The sequence below is a fragment of the Roseovarius sp. MMSF_3298 genome (assembly GCF_030733705.1).
GTDB classification, from domain to species: Bacteria; Pseudomonadota; Alphaproteobacteria; order Rhodobacterales; family Rhodobacteraceae; genus Roseovarius; species Roseovarius confluentis.
This window is the reverse complement of record NZ_JASHIN010000006.1, coordinates 1-21,786: the sequence shown is the minus strand read 5'-3', so window position 1 is coordinate 21,786 and position 21,786 is coordinate 1. Positions and strand designations below refer to the sequence as shown.

The 21,786-nt window shown below is 66.3% G+C and carries 20 protein-coding genes; 13 read left to right on the top strand and 7 right to left on the bottom strand.

Annotated features, from left to right (window positions below; all coding sequences use genetic code 11):
• Positions 1–60: 60 nt before the first annotated feature.
• Positions 61–186: a hypothetical protein gene (locus tag RBB18_RS07230; RefSeq protein ID WP_268873914.1), complete on the top strand. Its 126-nt coding sequence runs from the start codon at positions 61–63 to the stop codon at positions 184–186.
• Between the two features lie 145 nt (positions 187–331).
• On the opposite strand, the gene RBB18_RS07225 is transcribed toward RBB18_RS07230, so the two are convergent.
• Positions 332–913 (bottom strand): DUF1285 domain-containing protein, encoded by a 582-nt coding sequence (locus tag RBB18_RS07225; RefSeq protein WP_306111806.1) that lies wholly within the window; start codon positions 911–913, stop codon positions 332–334.
• 69 nt (positions 914–982) lie between these two features.
• Here RBB18_RS07225 and RBB18_RS07220 point away from each other — a divergent pair, with 69 nt between their 5' ends.
• From RBB18_RS07220 to RBB18_RS07205, 4 genes are read left to right on the top strand one after another with little or no spacing between them, the layout of a single operon-like run.
• Entirely contained in the window at positions 983–1,990 is a 1,008-nt protein-coding gene (locus RBB18_RS07220) for a MoxR family ATPase (protein ID WP_274592889.1), read from the top strand.
• Positions 1,987–2,865: a DUF58 domain-containing protein gene (locus tag RBB18_RS07215; RefSeq protein WP_306111807.1), complete on the top strand. Its 879-nt coding sequence runs from the start codon at positions 1,987–1,989 to the stop codon at positions 2,863–2,865. Before RBB18_RS07220 ends, RBB18_RS07215 begins: the two co-directional genes overlap by 4 nt.
• The gene (locus tag RBB18_RS07210) at positions 2,862–5,636 is read left to right on the top strand and encodes a DUF4159 domain-containing protein (protein ID WP_306111808.1); all 2,775 of its coding nucleotides are present in this window, start codon (positions 2,862–2,864) and stop codon (positions 5,634–5,636) included. Before RBB18_RS07215 ends, RBB18_RS07210 begins: the two co-directional genes overlap by 4 nt.
• The gene (locus tag RBB18_RS07205) at positions 5,633–7,681 is read left to right on the top strand and encodes a hypothetical protein (protein ID WP_306111809.1); all 2,049 of its coding nucleotides are present in this window, start codon (positions 5,633–5,635) and stop codon (positions 7,679–7,681) included. Before RBB18_RS07210 ends, RBB18_RS07205 begins: the two co-directional genes overlap by 4 nt.
• Positions 7,682–7,839: 158 nt before the next feature.
• Here RBB18_RS07205 and RBB18_RS07200 read toward each other — a convergent pair whose 3' ends face one another.
• On the bottom strand, positions 7,840–8,199 hold the full coding sequence (locus RBB18_RS07200; RefSeq protein WP_103762786.1) for a hypothetical protein: 360 nt from the start codon (positions 8,197–8,199) through the stop codon (positions 7,840–7,842).
• A 143-nt stretch (positions 8,200–8,342) separates the two neighbouring features.
• Here RBB18_RS07200 and RBB18_RS07195 point away from each other — a divergent pair, with 143 nt between their 5' ends.
• The 7 genes from RBB18_RS07195 (at position 8,343) to RBB18_RS07165 (ending at position 14,789) form a co-directional block, all read left to right on the top strand.
• A complete protein-coding gene (locus tag RBB18_RS07195) occupies positions 8,343–9,782 on the top strand; it encodes an FAD-linked oxidase C-terminal domain-containing protein (protein WP_274592885.1) in 1,440 nt (479 codons plus the stop codon).
• Positions 9,783–9,826: 44 nt separating this feature from the next.
• On the top strand, positions 9,827–10,963 hold the full coding sequence (gene glcE, locus RBB18_RS07190) for a glycolate oxidase subunit GlcE (RefSeq protein ID WP_103762784.1): 1,137 nt from the start codon (positions 9,827–9,829) through the stop codon (positions 10,961–10,963).
• Positions 10,960–11,145 (top strand): hypothetical protein, encoded by a 186-nt coding sequence (locus RBB18_RS07185; RefSeq protein ID WP_146049994.1) that lies wholly within the window; start codon positions 10,960–10,962, stop codon positions 11,143–11,145. Before glcE ends, RBB18_RS07185 begins: the two co-directional genes overlap by 4 nt.
• On the top strand, positions 11,142–12,428 hold the full coding sequence (gene glcF / locus RBB18_RS07180; protein WP_306111810.1) for a glycolate oxidase subunit GlcF: 1,287 nt from the start codon (positions 11,142–11,144) through the stop codon (positions 12,426–12,428). Before RBB18_RS07185 ends, glcF begins: the two co-directional genes overlap by 4 nt.
• 80 nt (positions 12,429–12,508) lie before the next feature.
• Positions 12,509–13,321 (top strand): serine protease, encoded by an 813-nt coding sequence (locus RBB18_RS07175; protein WP_103762782.1) that lies wholly within the window; start codon positions 12,509–12,511, stop codon positions 13,319–13,321.
• 4 nt (positions 13,322–13,325) lie between these two features.
• Positions 13,326–14,177 (top strand): serine protease, encoded by an 852-nt coding sequence (locus tag RBB18_RS07170; protein WP_103762999.1) that lies wholly within the window; start codon positions 13,326–13,328, stop codon positions 14,175–14,177.
• Positions 14,178–14,321: 144 nt separating this feature from the next.
• Complete coding sequence (locus tag RBB18_RS07165; protein ID WP_103762781.1) at positions 14,322–14,789, top strand: Hsp20 family protein; 468 nt, start codon at positions 14,322–14,324, stop codon at positions 14,787–14,789.
• A gap of 258 nt (positions 14,790–15,047) precedes the next feature.
• On the opposite strand, the gene RBB18_RS07160 is transcribed toward RBB18_RS07165, so the two are convergent.
• The 4 genes from RBB18_RS07160 to RBB18_RS07145 all read right to left on the bottom strand — a co-directional run bounded on the left by RBB18_RS07160 (position 15,048) and on the right by RBB18_RS07145 (position 20,106).
• On the bottom strand, positions 15,048–17,066 hold the full coding sequence (locus RBB18_RS07160) for a VWA domain-containing protein (protein WP_306111811.1): 2,019 nt from the start codon (positions 17,064–17,066) through the stop codon (positions 15,048–15,050).
• A complete protein-coding gene (locus RBB18_RS07155; protein WP_306111812.1) occupies positions 17,063–17,599 on the bottom strand; it encodes an RNA polymerase sigma factor in 537 nt (178 codons plus the stop codon). The genes RBB18_RS07160 and RBB18_RS07155 overlap by 4 nt, the downstream gene beginning before the upstream one ends.
• Positions 17,600–17,734: 135 nt before the next feature.
• A complete protein-coding gene (locus RBB18_RS07150; RefSeq protein WP_306111813.1) occupies positions 17,735–18,619 on the bottom strand; it encodes a dihydrodipicolinate synthase family protein in 885 nt (294 codons plus the stop codon).
• A gap of 8 nt (positions 18,620–18,627) precedes the next feature.
• Positions 18,628–20,106 (bottom strand): NAD-dependent succinate-semialdehyde dehydrogenase, encoded by a 1,479-nt coding sequence (locus tag RBB18_RS07145; protein WP_306111814.1) that lies wholly within the window; start codon positions 20,104–20,106, stop codon positions 18,628–18,630.
• Positions 20,107–20,159: 53 nt separating this feature from the next.
• Here RBB18_RS07145 and RBB18_RS07140 point away from each other — a divergent pair, with 53 nt between their 5' ends.
• Positions 20,160–20,978, top strand: coding sequence for an alpha/beta hydrolase (locus RBB18_RS07140; RefSeq protein ID WP_371931604.1), 819 nt, complete (start codon positions 20,160–20,162; stop codon positions 20,976–20,978).
• A gap of 107 nt (positions 20,979–21,085) precedes the next feature.
• Here the strand turns inward: RBB18_RS07140 and RBB18_RS07135 are convergent.
• Positions 21,086–21,786: P1 family peptidase (locus RBB18_RS07135; protein ID WP_306121240.1), on the bottom strand; the 701-nt coding region annotated here is incomplete at its 5' end.

The window sequence follows — 21,786 nt, the reverse complement described above, 5'->3', positions numbered from 1 at the left end:
TGACAACAATTCGCGTTCAAACACAGTATCGGGCGCGTGACATGGAAGGAATTTGTTCACATGAAAAACAAAACTGCAATGATTGCTGCTCTCATCGCAACCGTCGGCCTGGCCGCCTGCGCACAGCAACAACAAGAAGAAGTCGTGGTTCCGGTTGAGCCTGAGCCCGTAACGACGAAGTACTAATCTTCGACGTATCCCCGGGTCGGGGCACGGCACTTTCGGGTGTCAGCCTCGACCCGGGAAACCTATCTTAAGACGATGACTGATCCGCCTGATGCTTCCCGCATCGGGTTTTTTTGTGTCTCGAAGGCTGCAGGGTCAGACTGGGTCAGTCCGCGGGCAAGTCCTCTGACGGGATCATCGGGAAAAACGCGCCGTCCGAGCGGACACCGAACCAGCCATCCTCGTGCTCGCCCAGATCCACCAGCCGGTAGAACGACTTGCGATCGATCAGAGCCTCCAGCCCCGCCCGCACATGCAGGTAGGGCGACGGCTCGCCCGACTCGGGGTCACGCTCGACCCGGATCGCATGGTTCGTCCCCGCCAACACGTGATCGCCCACGTTGGTCACGAAAACCAGCATCTGCGCCTCGCCTTCGCCTTCCGACTCGAAATCCACCGCGACGAAAGGTGCGTCCTCCACCACGATGCCGACCTTTTCCACCGGCGTGACAAGGAAATGGCGGTCACCTTCCTTTTTCAGGATGGTCGAGAACAGCCGCACCAGTCCTTCACGCTCGATGACCGTGCCTTCGTGGTACCACGTGCCATCCCGCGCGATCCGCATGTCGATCTCGCCGGTGAACTCCGGGTTCCACAAATGCACAGGCGGCAGGCCCTTGCCGCTTTCCTTGCGTGCCATTTCGGCAAGGCTTTCCGCTGACGGGGTTGTGACCGATTTATTGCTCATTGCTTTTGCCATTTTGCTTGCGCGCGATACACTCTACCCAAGCGATATAGCCCATACCGGAGTTTTGCCATGACCGACGACGCCGACCTGCTGGCCGGGATCGAAGCCCTCGAAGACAAGCTGGCCCAGGCCCGCGCCTCGATCACCCGCCGCTTCATCGGGCAGGAACGGGTCGTCGACCTGTCGCTCTCGGCGTTGCTCTGTGGCGGCCACGGCCTGCTGGTGGGCCTGCCCGGCCTCGGCAAGACCCGTCTGGTGGAAACGCTGAGCATCGTCATGGGCCTCGATTCGAACCGCGTGCAGTTCACGCCCGACCTGATGCCCGCCGACATTCTGGGCTCCGAGGTGCTGGAAACCGGCGCCGACGGCACCCGCGCGTTCAAGTTCATTCCCGGCCCGATCTTCTGCCAGCTTCTGATGGCCGACGAGATCAACCGCGCCAGCCCCCGCACCCAATCCGCGCTCTTGCAGGCCATGCAGGAACGGCAGGTCTCGGTCGCGGGCGAGGACCGCCCGCTGACCCCGCCCTTCCACGTGCTGGCCACGCAGAACCCCATCGAACAGGAAGGCACCTACCCCCTGCCAGAGGCCCAACTTGACCGCTTCCTCGTGCAGATCGACGTGCCCCACCCCGACCGCGACACCGAACGCGCGATCCTGCTCGCCACCACCGGCGCCACCGAGGAAGAGGCGCACCAGGTCTTCACCGCCGAGGAACTCATCGCCGCGCAGACCCTTCTGCGCCGGATGCCCGTGGGCGAGGCCGTGATGGAACAGATCATCGACCTTGTCCGCGCCTTCCGCCCCGATGACCCCACATCGTCCGAGACGGTGCGCGAAAACGTCGCCTGGGGCCCCGGCCCCCGCGCCGCGCAGGCGCTCATGCTGACCGTCCGCGCCCGTGCCATGATCCAGGGCCGCCTGGCCCCCGATTCGGACGATATCGCCGCCATGGCGCAGCCGGTTCTGACGCACCGCATGGCGCTCAACTTCGCCGCGCGTGCCCGGGGTGAAAACCTCGACGACCTCATCGCCGCCACCGTCGCCCAAGTGACGAGGACCGAGGCCGCCGCTTGACCCAAATCGCCCCTCTCCGCGCCCGGTCCGAGGCCGAGGCCGCCCGCTTTCCCGCGCTTCTGGCCCGGGCAGAGCACTTGGCGGGGACCGTCCTACTGGGCGAGCATGGCCGCCGCCGCGCGGGCATGGGCGACGATTTCTGGCAATACCGCCCGGTGCAGGCCGGGGATGAACTGCGCCACATCGACTGGCGCCGCTCCGCCCGCTCGGACACGCAGTTCCTGCGCCAGCGCGAATGGCAGATCGCCCAAAGCGTCACGCTCTGGGTCGACGGCGCGGCCTCCATGCGTTTCGCCTCCGACGACACCCTGCCGCAAAAAGCCGGCCGCGCCCGGCTCCTGTCGCTGGCCATCGCCATCCTGCTGAACCGTGCAGGCGAGCGCATCGGCCTGTCCGGCGCCGACCTGCCGCCCCGCAGGGGCGACGCCCAAATCGAGCGGCTCGCCATGGCCCTCGGCCAGGACGGCCCCGACGATTACGGCGCCCCTCAGACCACCGGGATGCTCTCGCATGGACGCGCCCTGTTCCTGTCGGACTTCCTTGGCGATCTCGACCCAGTGCGCGAGGCGCTCACGTCCGCCGCCGACCGCGGCGTGCGCGGCGTCCTCTACCAGATTCTCGACCCGGCCGAGGAGAGCTTCCCCTATCGCGGCCGCACGATCTTCGAATCGGTGGGCGGCACGATGGTGCACGAAACGCTCAAGGCCTCGGAACTGCGCGACCGCTACCTGGAACGCCTCGCCGCCCGCAAGGATGACCTGCGCCACCTCTGCGCCACCACCGGCTGGCTCTACGGCACGCATCACACGTCGGACTCCGCGCAATCCGCGCTCCTGTGGCTTTATAACGCGTTCGACGGGGGACACGGACGATGACCATCGGCCCCATCGGTTTCGCCGCGCCCTGGCTTCTGGTGGCGCTTGCCGCTTTGCCCATCCTGTGGCTGATCCTGCGCGCCGTGCCACCCGCGCCCATCCGCCGCCGCTTTCCCGGCGTGGCGCTTCTTCTGGGCCTTCGCGACGACGACAGCGTGTCGGACCGCACGCCCTGGTGGCTGCTGCTGTTGCGGATGCTGGCCGTCGCCGCCGTCATCATCGGGCTCGCCGGCCCCATCCTCAATCCGCAGGACGAGGCGCAGGCCAACCGCACCGGCCCGATGTTGATCGTGCTCGATTCCAGCTGGGCCAGCGCCCGCGACTGGCCCGCACAGGAAGACCTGCTCGATTCCCTATTGGCCGAGGCCGGGCGCAATGCCCGCCCCGTCGGCATCCTGCAACTCTCGGACCCAGAAACCCCGGTCTTCCAGGCCGCCGAGACGTGGCGCACCCGCCTCACCGGCCTCGCCCCCTCGGCCTGGTCTCCGCAACCCGACGCCTTCGAGGACGCCGCCAACTTGCTCGGCGACGAGAATTTTGAAACCCGCTGGTTCTCCGACGGTCTCGCCCGCGAGGGGCGGCAAACCCTGCTCGACGCCCTGCAGGATCGTGGCCCCGTCACCATCCACGAAAGCGCCGTGCCAATCTACGCGCTGACACCGGCTGTAGTAGAGGACGACGCCCTGCGCCTCACCGCCACGCGCGCAAATCCCGGCCCCGCCCGCGATATCACGGTCGAGGCGCATGGCCGCGACCCCTCCGGCGCCCAGCGCCTGCTGGCGACGCAGGACATGACGTTCGAGGCCAGCGCGAAAGAGGCCACGACGCTTCTGTCCTTGCCCGCCGAACTTCGCGCCCGCCTCACCCGGTTCGAGATCGCCGGCCAGTCCCATGCCGGCGCCGTCACCCTGACCGACGACAGCCTCAAGCGCCGCGAGGTCGCGCTCATCGCCGGCCGCGAAGACCGCGAAGGCCTCGAACTTCTGTCGCCGCTCCACTATCTCGAACAGGCGCTCGAACCCACTGCCGACCTGCTCGACGGCAGCCTCAGCGACGTCCTGCCCGCCAACCCCGATGTTGTCGTGCTGGCCGATGTCGCCACGCTCTCGGGTGCCGAACAGGCCGATCTGCTCGACTGGACCGATCGCGGCGGCATGCTCCTGCGATTCGCCGGACCGCGTCTCGCCGCCTCGGACGTTTCGCGCAGCGACGAAGCCCCGCTGATGCCCGTCCGCCTGCGCGCCGGTGGCCGCTCCGTCGGCGGCGCCATGAGCTGGGGCGAACCCAAGGAACTCGCCCCCTTCCCCGAATCGAGCCCTTTCTTCGGCCTCGACGTGCCCTCCGACGTCACCGTCACCGCTCAGGTGATGGCCCAGCCCGACCCCACGCTGGCCGACCGCGTCATCGCGCAACTCAGCGACGGCACGCCGCTTGTCACCCGCAAACGCATCGGACAGGGGCAGGTTGTCCTTTTTCACGTCACCGCCAACGCCGAGTGGTCCACCCTGCCCCTGTCGGGCCTCTTCGTGCAGATGCTCGAACGGCTGGCGATATCCTCCAGCCTCGCCCTGCCCGACCTGGCCGAACTTGAAGGCACTACCTGGCAGCCCGTGCAGGTCCTTTCGGGCTCGGGTATCCTGGAAGATGCCGGCACCCTGCCCGGCGTCGACGGCACCCGCTTTGTCGAGGATGTCCCCGGCCCCGATTTCCGCCCCGGCCTTTACGATGGTCCGGATCGGCGGCTCGCACTCAACGTCCTGCCCTCTGACACCACTCTGACACCTGTCAGCTGGCCCGCCGACCTACCCGTTCTGGGCCTCGACCGCCCGCCAGAGGCCGCGCTCGGCGGCTGGTTCCTCGCCGGGGCGCTCTTGATCCTGATGGCCGACATCCTTGCTTCTCTGGGCCTCTCTGGCCGCCTGCTGCCCGCCCGCGCCACGATGTCCGCCCTCCTTCTGGCGCTCCTGCTCAGCCCGCAAATGGCCGACGCGCAGGACAGCAGCATGTCCGAGGCCGACGAAAAGGCCCTCATGGCCGCGTCCGAGGTCGTGCTGGGCCACGTCATCACCGGCGACCGCAGCCTCGACAACGCCGCCCAGGCGGGCCTGCGCGGCTTGGGCGAAACGCTCTTCTTCCGCACCTCGGTCGAACCGGCAGACCCCGTCAGCGTGAACCTCGAAACCGACGACCTCTCGGTCTATCCGTTTCTCTACTGGCCCATCTCTCCCGATCAGCCGATCCCGTCCGAGGAAGCCTACGTCAAGCTCAACGAATACCTGCGCACAGGCGGCATGATCCTCTTCGACACGCGCGACGCCAATGTCGCGGGCTTCGGCGCCTCCTCTCCGGCGGGTCGCAAGCTGCAACGCCTCGCCCGCCCGCTCGACATTCCCCCGCTGGAACCCATCCCCGAGGACCACGTGCTCACGCGCACCTTCTACCTGCTGCAGGACTTCCCGGGCCGCCACACCGGCCGCTCCGTCTGGGTCGAATCCGCGCCCCCCGACGCCGAACAGGTCGAGGGCATGCCCTTCCGCAACCTCAACGACAACGTCACGCCCGTTGTGATCGGCGGCAATGACTGGGCCGCCGCCTGGGCGATGGACGATCGCGGCAACCCGCTCTTTCCCGTGGGCCGCGGCTTTGCCGGCGAACGCCAGCGCGAGCTGGCCTACCGCTTCGGCGTGAACCTCGTGATGCACGTGCTGACAGGCAACTACAAATCCGACCAGGTGCACGTGCCCGCGCTTCTCGACAGGCTTGGCCAATGACCGGCAGCATCGTCTTCGAGCCCCTCTTCAACCCGTGGCTCATCGCGGCGCTTGCCGGCATGATGATGACGGGAACTGCGCTCGCCATCTGGCGCGGCCTCTCCGGCTGGCCGTTCCGCGCGCTGGCCGGTCTGGTGGTCCTCGCCGCCCTCCTCGGTCCTGTCTACCAGGCCGAAGACCGCGAACCACTCTCCGATATCGTCCTGATGATCGAGGATGAAAGCGCCAGCCAGACTCTCGGCGACCGTGCGTCCCTCACGGAAACCAGCGCCGACGACCTCGCCGCCCGCATCGCCGCGCGCGACAACACCGAACTTCGCCGCATCTCCGTCCCCGACGGCGCCGACAACACCGGCACCCAGCTGATGACCGCCTTGTCAGAGGCCTTGGCCGAAGAACCCCGCGCCCGCATCGCCGGCGCGATCCTCATGTCCGACGGGCGCCTGCACGACCTCGACCGCGCCCCCGACATGCCCGCGCCCATCCACCTGCTGCACACCGGGCGCGAAGACGACTGGGACCGCAAGCTGGTGGTCGAAAACGCCCCGGCCTTCGCCATCCTGGGCGAGGAAATCCAGATGACCCTGCGCGTCACCGATGACGGCGCCGCCTCCGAAGGCACCTCCACCGTGCCCGTAGACGTCTCGGTAGACGGCGAGGAACCACAGCGCTTCAACGTCCCCCTGAACGAGGATATCGACCTGCCACTGCGCCTGCCCCATGGCGGCCGCAACGTGCTGCAATTCTCCACCCCCGCCGTCGACGGCGAACTGACGGACCGCAACAACACCGCGCTTGTCCAGATCAACGGCGTCCGCGACCGGCTCAGAGTGCTCCTGGTGTCGGGCGAGCCGCACGCCGGAGGCCGCACCTGGCGCAACCTGCTGAAATCCGACAGCTCCGTCGACCTCGTCCACTTCACCATCCTGCGCCCCCCGGAAAAGCAGGACGGCGTGCCGGTGCGCGAGCTTTCCCTCATCGCCTTCCCCACCCGCGAGCTCTTCCTCGAAAAGATCGAGGATTTCGACCTCATCATCTTCGACCGCTACAAGCGCCGCGGCATCCTGCCGTCGCTCTACCTCGACAACGTGCGCAGCTACGTCGAAGGCGGTGGCGCGGTCCTCATCGCCGCTGGCCCCGATTATGCCGCCGCCGACAGCCTCTATCGCACCCCGCTCGAGGCGATCCTGCCCGGCCGCCCCACCGCCCGCGTGCTCGAGGAACGCTACAGCCCCTCGATCACCGACCTGGGCCAGCGCCACCCGGTCACCTCCGGGCTGGAACAGGAATTCGGCGGCGAATGGGGCCGCTGGATGCGCCAGATCGAGGTCGAGGAAACCTCCGGCGACACCGTAATGACCGGCGTCGGCGACCGGCCCCTTTTGACCCTCGACCGCGTCGGCGAAGGCCGCGTGGCGCTTCTTGCCTCCGACCACGCCTGGCTCTGGAATCGTGGCTTCGAGGGTGGCGGGCCGCAACTGGAACTGCTGCGCCGCCTCGCCCACTGGATGATGAAGGAACCGGAACTGGAAGAAGAGGCACTCTGGGCCGAGGCGACCGGACAACAGATGCGCATCATCCGCCGCTCGCTCGAAGATACCGTCGGCCCGGTCACGATTACCACGCCCGAGGACGAACAGATCGAGATGGACCTCGAAGAGGTCTCTCCCGGCAGGTTCGAAGCGCTCTTCGACGGCCCCACCATCGGCCTTTACCGGCTGGAAAACGGCGAGCACACCGCCGTCATCGGCCTAGGCCCCGCCTCCCCGGTGGAATTCGAGAACACCATCGCCGACACCGAAACGCTGGAACCTTACGTGTCCCAGACCGGCGGCGGCATCCACCCGCTGGCCGACGGCCCGCCCCGCGTGCGCACCGTACGCGAAGGCCGCGCCATGGCCGGCCGCGGCTGGATCGGCCTCCTGGATCGCAACGCCTACCAGACTCGCTCGGTCACCCAGACGCCGCTCCTGCCCGCCTGGCTGGTCCTTCTGCTCGCCGCATCCCTCATCGTCGGCGGCTGGCTCCGCGAAGGACGTCAGTAGTCCCGCCCCGCGTCCTCTGGCCCAAAATATCCCCGCCGGAGGCTCCTACACCGGCCACGCGCGGATAACCGCGTCACACCGGCACAGGCCGCCGAGGCGTCGGACCCCAGTCCGACTCCGAGACAAACCTGCACGCGCCCAAGGGCGCGTTCCTTTTATCAGGGTTGCAGCGCCACGCGTTTCTGCGATCCGGACCAGCCATCGACCGAACAACGCGGCCGCACGAAGATCTCGCGCGTCCCGTCCGGGATCACCACACCGCTCAACGAGCGGGTGAAAGGCTGCTCGTTCACGTGCGGGTGCATCAGCTCGCGATACCCCAGCCGGCTGCCTGCCGCGTCCAGCACTTCCCAGCCGTCGGCATAATGGTCCCACCCGGTGTCCGGATGGCGAATCGTCACGTGGATATTCCACACCATGCCCGCCTTTTCGACGGTCACGTCCAATACCTGCGGCTCGTCGCCGAAGGCAGGTGCGGCCAGCAGCGCGGCCACGAAAAATGCAGCAAGTCTTTTCATGTCTGACAATATAGGTGAGCGTCACGACTGATGCACTCACAACCGCGTGCTGACAGAATTCTTCTTGTCATTGCGTCGCGCATGCCGCACTTGCGACTGACGCAAATTGGTTATATTATCTTACCAATCTTCGGAGAGCCGCCATGGAAATGCCAAAACCGAACCCGACCATCCTTGCCCGCAAGTCGCAACTGCTCGACCGGCTGGCATCTTTCCTGCCGCGCGAGGCGCTCATTCACGACCCCGCCGAGACCCGCGCCTATGAATGCGACGGGCTGACCGCCTACAAGTGCCCGCCGCTCGCCGTGGTCCTGCCCGCCTCCACCGCCGAGGTCTCCGAGACCCTCAAGATCTGCAACGACATGGGCGTGCCCGTGGTGCCGCGCGGCGCGGGCACCTCGCTCGCCGGCGGCGCGCTCCCGACCGAGGACAGCGTCATCATCGGTGTCGCCCGCATGAACGAAGTGCTGGAAACCGATTACGAAAACCGCTTCATCCGCGTGCAAACCGGGCGCACCAACCTCTCCGTCACCGGCGCGGTCGAGGAAGACGGCTTTTTCTACGCCCCCGACCCCTCCAGCCAACTGGCCTGCGCCATCTCGGGCAATATCGCCATGAACTCGGGCGGCGCGCATTGCCTGAAGTACGGCGTGACCACCAACAACCTGATGGGCGTGACCATGGTTCTGATGGACGGCACCGTGACCGAAATCGGCGGCGCGCATCTCGATGCCGAGGGGCTCGACCTTCTGGGTCTCATCTGCGGCTCCGAAGGTCAGCTTGGCATCGTGACCGAGGCGACCCTTCGCATCCTGCACAAACCCGAAGGCGCGCGCCCCGTCCTGATCGGCTTCGATTCCTCCGAGATCGCGGGCCAGTGCGTGTCGGACATCATCAAGGCCGGCGTCCTGCCCGTGGCGATCGAATTCATGGACCGCCCCTGCATCCGCGCGACCGAGGCCTTCGCCGGCGCCGGCTACCCCGATTGCGAGGCGCTCCTGATCGTCGAGGTCGAAGGCTCCGACGCCGAGATCGACGAGCAGCTCGAAACCATCATGGACATCGCCCGCAAGCACGACCCCGTCGAACTGCGCCAATCTTCGTCCGACGACGAGAGCAAGCGCATCTGGCTCGGCCGCAAATCCGCCTTTGGCGCGATGGGCAAGATCAACGACTACATGTGCCTCGACGGCACGATCCCGGTCAACGAACTGCCCTATGTGCTGAAACGCATCGGCGAGATGTCCAAGGAATACGGCCTCGACGTCGCCAACGTCTTTCACGCGGGCGACGGCAACATGCACCCGCTGATCCTGTTCGATGCCAACAAGGAGGGCGACCTTGAACTCTGCGAGGATCTGGGCGCCGATATCCTGAGGCTCTGCGTCGAAGTCGGCGGCTGCCTCACGGGCGAGCATGGCGTCGGCATCGAAAAGCGCGACCTGATGCTGCACCAATACGACCCGCCCGACCTGGAAATCCAGATGGCCGTCAAGGACGTGTTCGACCCCAAGTGGCTGCTCAACCCGGCCAAGGTGTTCCCGCTCGCGTCCTCCGACACCCGCCGGATCGCCGCTGAATGACCATTCCGGGGCGCTGCCCCGGACCCCGGAGTATTTTTGGAACAATGAAAGCCCTTGCCCCCACCTCCGAGGCCGAACTGGCCGATATGGTCGCCTCCGCGTCCGAGCCTCTGCGCGTCATGGGCGGCGGCACACGCCCCATCGGCGTGCCGGTCAACGGCCAGCCGCTGACAACCTCGGGCCTCTCCGGCGTAAACCTCTATGAGCCCGGCGCACTGACGCTGGTGGTCCAGGCCGGCACCCCGGTGGAAGAAGTGCGCAAGACCCTGGCCAAGGAGGGCCAGCGCCTCGCGTTCGAACCGATGGACCATCGCGGCCTGCTGGGCACGACCGGCGAGCCCACCATCGGCGGCGTCTTCGCCGCCAATGTCTCTGGTCCCCGCCGTATCCAGGCCGGGGCCGCGCGCGACTTCCTGCTGGGCGTGCGCTTCGTCGACGGACAGGGCCAGGTCACCCGCAACGGCGGGCGTGTGATGAAGAACGTCACCGGCTACGACCTCGTCAAGCTGATGGCGGGCAGCTACGGCACCCTTGGAGTACTCACCGAACTGGCGCTCAAGGTTTTGCCCGCGTCCCACCAAACGGCCACGATCACGCTCTCGGGGCTCGACGACACCACCGCCGTCGCCGCCCTCTCGCGCGCGCTCGGCTCGCCATTCGAGATCACCGGCGCGGCGCATCGCCAGACCGAGGACGGCCCGCAGACCTGCCTGCGCATCGAGGGCTTCGAAAAATCCGTGGCCTACCGCGCGGGTCAACTCCAGACCCTTCTGGCCGATCTCGGCGCCGCCGACATCGAAACCGACCCGGACATCAACGCGACCCTCTGGCAGGACATCCGCGACGTCGCCTGTTTCCATGACGGGCCGGGGGATGTCTGGCGGCTGTCCGTGAAGCCTTCCGACGCGCCCGGGATCAAAGCTCAGGTCGACGGGGCCGAGGCGCTTTACGACTGGGGCGGCGGCCTCGTATGGCTGCGCGTGCCGCAGGACACCCAAGCCGACACCATCCGCGCCGCCGTCAACGCCGCCGGCGGCCATGCCACGCTGATCCGCGGCAACCGCGCGGGCGGTGTCTTCCAACCGCTTTCCCCGCCCATCGCAGCACTTCAGGACGGGCTGCGCGCCCGGTTCGATCCGCGCGGCATCCTGAACCCCGGCCTGATGGGCCGCGCTGCATGATCGATGCACTGCTCTTCGCCATCGGGTTTCTGGCCGGGCCGACCGTCTTCCGGGTGATGGCCATACGTACCCGTACACTGTCACCTCACACCCGCCCCGCGGCCTACGGCGCAACCGCCGCCGCCGCCACCCCCTGCCCTGGTTCGGGCTTTACACCGCACAGATGGTTGCCGACTGAATGAAAACAGACTTTACCGAAGACCAGCTCAAATCCCCCGCGATCCAGCGCTCGAACGAGATCCTGCGCTCCTGCGTGCATTGCGGATTCTGCACCGCGACGTGCCCCACCTACCAGGTGCTCGGCGACGAACTCGACAGCCCCCGCGGCCGGATCTACCTGATCAAGGACATGCTGGAGAACGACCGCGACCCGGATCCGGAAACGGTCAAGCATATCGACCGCTGCCTCTCGTGCCTCGCCTGCATGACGACCTGTCCGTCCGACGTGCACTACATGCACCTCGTCGACCACGCCCGCGAATACATCGAGGATCGCTACCAGCGCCCCTTGTTCGAGCGTGTCCTGCGCTGGACGCTGGCGCGCATCCTGCCCTACCCGAACCGTTTCCGCGTTGCCATGCTGGGCGCCAAGATCGCCAAACCGTTCAAATGGGCCCTGCCCGACGCCCGCCTGCGCGCCATGGTCGAGATGGCCCCCAAGACCATCCCCCCGGTCAGCCGCAATGACGACCCGCAAACCTTCCCGGCCAGGGAAAAGCCTGTCAAACGCGTCGCCCTGATGACCGGCTGCGCGCAAAAGGCGCTGAACACCGACATCAACGACGCCACCATCCGCCTGCTCACCCGTTTGGGCTGCGAAGTGGTGGTGGCCAAGGGCGCCGGCTGTTGCGGGGCGCTGACTAACCACATGGGCAAGACGACCGAAAGCCACGCCACGGCGGCCCACAACATCCGCGCCTGGACCGCCGAGATGGATGGCGACGGGCTCGATGCCATCGTCATCAACACCTCCGGCTGCGGCACGACGGTCAAGGATTACGGCCACATGTTCCGCACCGAGGCGCTGGCCGAGGATGCCGCCCGCGTCTCGGATATTGCCATGGATGTCTCGGAACTCCTGATGCAGCTCGACCTGCCCGAGGGCACGCCCAAGGACACCCGCGTCGCATACCATGCCGCCTGCTCACTGCAGCACGGCCAGCAGATCAAGACCCACCCAAAGACCCTGCTGAAAAACGCCGGGTTCGAGGTGGTCGAACCGGCCGACGCACACCTCTGCTGCGGCTCGGCTGGCACCTACAACCTGATGCAGCCCGCGATCTCTAAGCAGTTGAAAACGCGCAAGGTTCAGACGCTCGAAGCCAAGTCGCCCGACATCATCGCCACCGGCAATATCGGCTGCATGATGCAGATCGGCTCGGGCACCGGGGTGCCGGTCGTGCACACTGTCGAACTGCTCGATTGGGCCACCGGCGGACCGAAACCCCCGGCGCTGCGGGAGTAATCCGGCCCGGCCCTATTTTCGACATATTGCGCCGGTACGAGCTTGGGAAATCAAGCGAGGCACCCGGTTTGTTCAAGAGCATGCGATTCACAGGGCTTGTTGCGGCCCTGTTGTGTTGGGTCACGTCGGTATCCGCGCAGGATACGGCGCTTCAACGTCTGGATACCACCGATGACGGCCGCCAGTGGCAGGCCGTGGGGCGTATCGACATCGGCGGAAGCGGCTTTTGCACCGGCGCCCTGATCGCGCCCGACCTCGTACTGACCGCCGCGCACTGCCTGTACGACGCCACCACGGGCAAGGCGGTCGACACCCAGCAGATCGAGTTTCTCGCCGGCTGGCGCAATGGCCGCGCCACCGCCTATCGCTGGGTCCGCCGCGCGGTGGTGCATCCCGAATACGATTATTCCAACAGGATCGACGCCGCCCGCGTGCGCAACGACATCGCACTTCTGGAACTGCACCACCCCATCGCCAAGTCCGGCGTCGTCCCGTTCCACACCGATACCCAGCCGCGCAAACATACACGCATCGGGCTGGTCAGCTATGCCCGCGAACGCTCCGAGGCGCCCTCGCTGCAGGACATGTGCCAGGTTCTGGAACAGCGCAGCGGGCTTCTCGTGATGTCCTGTGACGTCGATTACGGCGCCTCCGGCGCGCCGGTCTTCACCTTCGAGGACGGCGCCCCGCGTATCGTCTCGGTCGTCTCCGCCATGGCCGAGATCAACGGCAAGAAAGTCGCCCTTGGCGCCTCGCTCGACCGTCCCCTCGCCCTGATGCGGGACGCTATGGAAAACGGAGGCAGCCTTCGGGATCAGGCGCGCATCGACCTTTTCTCGACCGGCCAGAATCGTGACACCGGCGCGAAATTCGCCTCACCGGACCTGGACTGACATGATGCGCCGCCTGATGTCGCTCTGCGGGCTTCTCGCGGGCCTCATCCTGCCGACGCTGGCCACCGCCAGCGACCTGATCCGCCTGACCAACCGCGATGACCTTCTGGGGTGGGAGGCCGTGGGCCGCATCGACCTCGGCCAGGACAGCTATTGCACCGGCACGCTGATTGCCGACAACCTCGTGCTGACGGCGGCCCATTGCGTCTTTGACAAGCGAAGCGCACCGCTTCTGCCCGAGCGCATCGTGTTTCGCGCCGGCCTGCGCGACGGGGCCGCCATCGCCGCGCGGAACGTCCGCCGCTTCGTGGTGGCTGACGGCTACGCACCCTCCGACGGAATGTCCGCCGACAATGTCCGCCGCGACGTGGCCTTGCTGGAACTCGACACGCCCATCCCCACCGCCACCGCCAGCCCCTTCGCGCTGCACCACAATCCCACCCGCGGCGATGACGTCAGCGTCGTGTCCTACGGCAGGCAACGCGACGATGCGCTCTCATGGGAGCGTGAATGTGACGTGCTCGGCCGCGGGCAGGGGCTGATCTCCTTCAACTGCAACGTGACCTTCGGCTCGTCCGGCGCGCCGGTCTTCTCCGACGGCGGCTACCGCGCCCGCATCGTCAGCCTCGTCGTCGGCGGCCACAAGACCGAGCACGGCACCACCGTCGCCTATGGCATGGAGTTGCCCGAGGCGGTCGCGGCGCTGAAACGCAAGCTGCGCGCGATGCCCAGCACCTTTCCAAGAACCACAGGCATACGCCGCAACAGTGCGGAGACCGCGCTTTTTCCGCCCAATGGCACCAGTGACCAACCCACCCCGGGCACACATCCCGGTCCGAAATTCGCGAAGCCTTAGCGTTTGAAAGCGTCAAACAGGTCTTGAAACCGGTTTTTCTGCTTCCCAAATAAGCGTTGTCCGACGCCGCATCGCGGGTCGGAAGCACCCGCCTGTCCCGTTTGGGAAGGCATCCACATAGGTATCGCTCAACGGAGGATTCCAATGCGTAACTTTGATCTTGCCCCGCTCTACCGGGCATCCATCGGGTTTGACCAGATTGCCGACATGATGGACCGTGTCCTCGCCGGTGACGTCAATCATCCCACCTACCCCCCTTACAATATCGAAAAGACGGCTGATGATGCCTACCGCATCTCCATCGCCGTCGCAGGGTTCAGCGACGACGAGCTATCCGTCGAACTGCGCGAAGGCGCCCTGATCGTCTCGGCCCGCAAGGCCGAAGAGGAAGGTGACCGCACCTACCTGCACCGTGGCATCGCCACCCGCGCGTTCGAACGCAAGTTCCAGTTGGCCGATCACGTCAAGGTCACCGGTGCGACCCACACCGACGGCATGCTGCATATCGAGCTGGTGCGCGAAGTGCCCGAGCGGCTGAAGCCCCGCCGCATCGAGATCGCCAGCGGCACATCCACCCACAAGGATGTCGTTGACGCCGAGACGGTCAACTAAACGACAAATCCTAGAACGCGAAACGCCCCGTGGTTGCCACGGGGCGTTTTTCGTTTGGAGCCGCGCTGTCGTCGCCCCCCGGGGTGGCGATCCGTCACTCGTTCCACGCACTTTATCGCAGCAAAATCCGCCGGACAGTCGAGCGAAGGGCAAAGCACAGCAAAATCGCCGCCCCCTGGGTGGGGGGTCATGCCGGAGGCATGCTTCCAGCATGACGATAGCGCGGCGGCCTGCGTCCTTGATTCCGCGCAACGTTGATCACCGCGAAAGGCTCTCCGCCAACCGCATCAGCTGCACCGCCTCGGCACGATAGCCGAACGGGTCTTCGCCCTTCGCGCCGTTGGCCAGCGCAATCGCCTCCGCATAGCCCCAATCGCCAAGATACGTCTCATCGCGCAACAACTGCCCGAAACCGGCAATCGCCGCCGCGAACCGCGCTTCGGCCCCGGCCTCGCCACTCTCGACAATAGGTTGCTCGATCAGCTGGCTGTCATCCTGGCCGGGCGCCTTGTACCGCAGCTTGAAATACCCAAGCTCACCAGCGTCCCCGCTCACCGCCTCCGCCGCGCCATAGCGCAGCGGGTCACTCATCTGCGCGGGCGATCCGACCGGCGTGATCTCATAAAGCGCCGTCACCTGGTGACCGGCCCCGATATCGCCCGCATCCACCCGGTCATTGTTGAAATCCTCGCGCCGCAAGGCACGGGTCTCGTAGCCGATCAGCCGGTACTCGACCACGGTCGCCGGGTTGAACTCCACCTGGATCTTCACGTCATCGGCAATCGGGTAAAGCGCCCCGCTCACCTGGTCGACCATCACCTTCTGCGCCTCGGACAGCGTGTCGATATAGGCCGCCTGGCCGTTCCCGTTCTGCGCCAGCGCCTGCATCGTCGCATCATCCAGGTTGCCGCGCCCAAAGCCCATTACAGACAGGTAGGTGCCGCTCTCGCGCTCTTGCGCGATATACTCCTTCAGCGCCTCCGGGTCGCTGATCCCGACATTGAAATCCCCGTCCGTCGCCAGGATCACCCGCGACACGTCCCCCTCGCCGCGCATCTCCCCTGCCAGCGCATAGGCCTGTTGCAGGCCCGCCTGCCCGGCGGTCGAGCCCCCGGCCTCCAACCGGTCCAGCGCGCCCAGGATCGTCTCCCGCTCCGTCGCCGCCGTCGGCGCCAGCGCCTGCCCCGCACTGCCCGCGTAGGTGACAATCGCCACGCTGTCCCGCTCGGTCAACTGCGGCAGCATCAACGCCAGCGATTGCTTCAACAGAGGCAGCTTGTTCGCCGCCTGCATCGACCCGCTCGTGTCGATCAGAAACACGATGTTCAATGGCGGACGATCCTCTACGGGGGGCATCTCTCCCTGGATCGCGATATGCACCAGCTGCGTGTCCGGGTTCCAAGGGGTGTCCGTCACGCTCACCGTGGGCGCGAAAGGCGCATCGCCTTCGGGCGCGGCGTAGTCATAGGGGAAGTAGTTCACCATCTCCTCGATCCGCACCGCTTCCTTCGGCGGCAGGGTTCCCGCTCGCAAGGACGATCGCACCACACCATACGATGCCGTATCTACGTCGATCGAGAATGTCGAAACCGGTTCTTCCGCCGTGATCTTCAGCGCGTTCGGCTCCGCCTCGGGAAACGCTTCGGTATCGCTTTCCGGCAGAGCCGTCGCAGCATCGGCATCCGGCTGCGCGATCCGTCCGACCGTGGTGGTGTTGGCCGCCCCTCCGGCATATCCCTCAAGCTCGCGCGGTGCTATGGACTGCGCCGCAGATGGAGCCGCCTGCCGCCGCGTCTCTGCGCCCAACTCGGGTTTTGCCATCTGGGGCTCCGGCGCAGGCCTCGGTGCTTCGGCGGCCGGTGCAGGCTCCGCCGGGGCGACATCCAACGTCAGTTCCTCTGCGGCATTCGGCACCGGCGCTTCCCTGCGCAGGCCCGCGTCCGCCAAACCGTCATCCGCTTCGGTCACCACAGGCTGCGTTCCCCGCAGCGCCGGCGCGTTCTGCCAATCCGGCACCACCACGACCATCCCCAGCGCCACCAGCGCCGTTGTCGCCGTCAGCGCTCCGCGCGTACTCATCCGCATCAACATGTCCGTCACTCCTCTGAACAGGCCCGCTTTCGGGCGATCAGAAGTTTGACGCGCGCCATCCCGCGCCTCTTGGAGATCGGCAAAGTTTTTCCGCGCCAGAGCGATGTCCGCCGCCTTCTTCTCGGCATCCGGCTTCGGTGTCGCGGCCTGCATCATGGCCTTCAGGTCATCGAGGTCGTCGCTCATGCGTCCTCCTCTCTCGCGCGCATCGCGCGCAACTGTTTCTTGGCCTCCGACACGCGCCACCCCACCGTGCCGCCCGAGATGCCCAGCACCTCGCCCGCCTCGGCATGGCTCATGTCATCCAGCACCAGCGCCAGCGTGTCCCGCAATTCCTCCGGCAGAGCGCGCATCGTTTGCGTCAGCCAATCCACCGCCTCGGCCACCTCCGCGTCCGCGGCCCGCCGGTCCACTTCCCAGTCGCCCCAACCTTCCGCGTATCTCGCCCGCACCGCCGCCCTGCGCCGCCGGTCATGGGCCGCGTTCACCACCACCCGCCACAGCCAAGTGGTAAACCTCGACGCACCACGAAAACCGCCCAGCTTCCCCGGCAGCGCCGCGCACACATCCTGCGTCAGGTCCTCCGCCTCCGCCCTCGCGCCGGTCAGCCGAAAGGCCAGCCGGAACACGGCATCGTAGTGCCGCTCGACCAAAGCCGAGAAGGCCGCCGCATCGCCATCGGCGGCAGCTGTGGCCAGGGTTTCGTCACTGACAGTCATGCGCATCACGATTGTAGGACGCTGCCCGGTCGTCAATCCTTGGCGGCCCGCGAAAAAAATTTCGCACCATCAATGCGCGCGTAGGGTGGGATTTCATCCCACCGTGACGGGATCTCATCCGACGTGTCGCGCCCCCTACAGAGCCCCGACCCGCTCCAGCACCGCCTTCAACTCGGCCCGGCCGGTATCGCTCAGCGCATCCTGCGGCGGCAGCGGTTCGCCCACCTCATACCCCTGCAATTCCAGCCCGCCCTTGACGCAGGCCGCAAGGTTGTACTTCGCGAACGCCTGGTTCAGCGCCCACAAATCGCGCTGCAACTCCATCGCCGCCTGGTACTGTCCGACCTTGCACAATTCATACAGTTTCACGCTCTGCTTCGGCACGATGCAGGCGGGACCGGCCATCCAGCCCTTGCCCCCGATCAGCATCACGCAGGCCGGGATATGCGCCGACGCCGCAAAGATATCGAGCTTGTCCCCCACCCGGTCCATGATCGACAACAGCCGCCCCGTATTGCTCGACGCATCCTTCAGACAGCGGATATTCTCCACCTCCGCCAATTCCGCGATCAATGGAACGCTCAGATCACTGCGCTGGAAATTCGGGTTGGTGTAGATCACGATCGGCAATTCCACCGCCGCGGCGATGGCGGTGAAATAGTCCTTGATGCCCCGATCACTTACCGGAAAATACGCCTCCAGCACCGCGAGGATCCCGTCACAGCCCATGGCCGCGAATTCCCGCGCCTGCCGCTCGGCCTCGTGGGTCGTCGTCGCCGCGACACCCGCCACCACCGGCACCCGGCCCTTGGCGGCCGCCACGACCGTCTCGACGATGTCGCGCTTCTGCTCCCAGCTCAGATAGGCGAACTCCCCTGTCGAGCCCAGCGGCGTCAGACCATGCACGCCCGCGTCGATCAGGTCGTCACACAACCGCGTCAGCACCGCGCGATTGACGCGGCCCTCGCCATCCAGCGGCGACACCAGGTAAGGAAAGACCCCGTGAAACCCGTCCTCCATGCCGCGCCTCACACGCTCATGCAGACATATTTCAACTCCAGGAAATCCTCGATCCCGTGATGGCTGCCTTCCCGGCCAAGGCCCGACTGCTTCACGCCGCCGAAGGGCGCCACCTCGGTCGAGATAATCCCGGTATTCACCCCCACGATCCCGTATTCCAGCGCTTCGGCCACCTTGTAGACGCGGCTCAGGTCCTTGGCGTAGAAATAACTCGCAAGGCCAAAGATCGTGTCGTTCGCCATGGCGATCACGTCATCCTCGTCCTCGAACTTGAAGAGCGGCGCCAGCGGCCCGAACGTCTCTTCCTGGCTCACCTTCATATCCTGCGTCACACCCGTCAGGATCGTCGGCTTGAAGAAATTGCCATCCATCTCGCCATCCGCCCCCCCAAGGATGACAGTGCCCCCCTTGGATTTCGCATCCTCGATATGCTCGACCACCTTCTCGGACGCCTCCGGGTTGATCAGCGGCCCCAGCTCGGTGCCGTCCTCCAGCCCGTCGCCCACCTTCATCTGGCCCACCCTGTTCTTCAGCTTCTCGGCAAAGGCATCATACACCCCTGCCTGCACATAGATCCGGTTGGCACAGACACAGGTCTGTCCGTTGTTGCGGAACTTGCACATGATCGCGCCTTCCACGGCGGCATCCACATCGGCGTCGTCGAACACGATGAACGGCGCGTTCCCGCCTAGCTCCATCGAGCATTTCATCACCTGGTCGGCGGCCTGCCGCAGCAGGATACGCCCCACCTCGGTCGATCCGGTAAAAGTCAGCTTGCGCACGTTCGGGTTCTCGCAGAACTCCTTGCCTATATCGCTCGACCGCGACGAGGTCACGATGTTGAACACCCCCGCCGGAATGCCCGCCCGCTCGGCCAGCACACCCATCGCCGTGGCCGACAACGGCGTCTCGGCGGCCGGACGACCGACGAAGGCGCAGCCCGCCGCCAGCGCAGGCGCCGCCTTGCGCGTGATCATCGCGTTGGGGAAGTTCCAGGGCGTAATGGATGCGGCCACCCCGATCGGCTGTTTCAGCACCATGATCCGCTTGTCGCGCTGGTGGCCGGGGATCATCTCACCATAAACCCGCTTGGCCTCCTCGCCGAAGAACTCGATGAAGGACGCACCATAGGCGATCTCACCCTTCGCCTCGGCCAGCGGCTTGCCCTGCTCTGCGGTCAGGATCGTGCCCAGGTCGTCCTGGTGCTCCATCATCAGGTCGAACCACTTGCGCAGCACCGCGGCCCGCTCCTTGCCCGTCCACTTGGCCCATTCCTTCTGCGCCTTGGCCGCGCCTGCAATGACGTCGGCCACCTGTTTGCGGTCCAGGTCCGCAACATTGGCGATCACGTCGCCCCGCGCCGGGTTCACAACCTCGAACGTGGCGCCGTCCGCACCATCGATCCACTTACCCCCGGCATAGGCCCTCTCGGCCAGCAGATCGGGGTCCTTCAAAAGCGATTTCAGGTTGGTGGCAGTATCGAGCATGGCGCATCCTCCGGCAAAAACGTCTCGTCTTGGCAAAGCATCTGGGGCAGAAAATGTCTAGGGCCAGCCCGAAGGAGCAGATCATGGATTACGACGACGCCTACGCCAACGTCCCCCACATCCCGGACGGCGAAAGCTACCCGCCCCGCTGGGCCGCCGAGGCGGCAGCCTTCCGCGAGGCACGCGCAACAGACCGCAACGATCTCGGCGTTTCCTACGGCGATACCCCGCGCCAGGCCTACGACCTCTTCCGCCCCGAAACGGCGCCGAAAGGCACCCTCGTCTTCGTCCACGGCGGCTACTGGCTCCGCTTCGACCGCAGCTATTGGTCCCACCTCGCCACCGGCGCTCTGGCCCGCGGCTGGTCCGTCGCCATGCCCTCCTACGACCTCTGCCCCGACGTCCGCATCGCCGGCATCACCACCCAGGTCGCCCGCGCCATCCAGAATATCGCCGAAAGTGAGCCCGGTCCCCTCACCCTCGCCGGCCACTCCGCCGGCGGTCACCTCGTCTCGCGCATGATCCAACCCGGCCTACTGCCCATCGATGTCACAGATCGGATCACCACCATCACCCCGATCTCCCCGGTCTCCGACCTGCGCCCGCTCCTGCACACCGCGATGAACGCCCAGTTCCAGCTGACCGAAGACACCGCCACCGCCGAAAGCCCCGCGCTCATGACAGAACGCCTCGATATCCCCACTCACATCTGGGTCGGCGCCGACGAACGCCCCGTTTTCCTCGATCAGGCCCGTTGGCAGGCCGACGCCTGGTCCTGTCCCCTCCGTATCGACAAGGGCCGTCACCACTTCGACATCATCGACGCTCTCAAGGACCCGGTAAGCCCCCTGATGCGCGATATCCTCGGCTGACCAGCCCCGGCTTTTTCTTGCCGAAAATACTCAAAACCCGCCGCGCGCCACGAGCCCCACGCGAGGGCCCTGCGTAGGGTGGGTGAAAACCCACGCGCCCCCGCGTCTCATCCCTGTCCGAACTGCTCCACCCAACACGGCACCCCATCTCCCGCCGCGGGCCGCGCCGCGAAAACCGCCCGTGCAATCGCCCGCGCCACGCAGGTTGCCGCCGCATGCCCCAACGCCAACTGCCCCGCCACGTCCGGCGCCTCGGCCCGTCCCGTGGCCGCGGCAAAGATCAGATCCCCATCCATCGGGGTGTGCGACGGCAGCAGCGCCCGGGCATACCCATCATGCGCCGCCACCGCCATTCGCGTGCACTGCGTCTGCGTCAGGCTCGCATCCGTCGCCACGACTCCAATTGTCGTTGCCGCATGCTGTCCCAGCTTCGTCCTCGGCTCCTGCACATCGCCAAAATCGCGTGCCACGCCCAAGCCGCCAAACTCGCCGCCCATCTCGAACGGCGCCGCCCAGAACTCACCGCGCTCGCCGGCCACGGCCGACCCCAGCGCGTTGACCGCCACCAAGGCCCCCACCGTCACACCCGACGCCAGCACGACCGAGGCCGAGCCCACGCCCCCCTTGAAATCCGCTGTCACCGCACCCGCTCCGGCCCCGAAACTCCCAATCTCGAAAGCCTCTCCCCGGGCCGCCAGCGCCTCCCGCCCCAGTGTCTTATACGGGTTCTCGGCCCAGTCCTTGCTCCCGCCATTCAGCAGATCGAACAGGATCGCCCCCGGCACGATCGGCACGCGCTGGTCCCCCA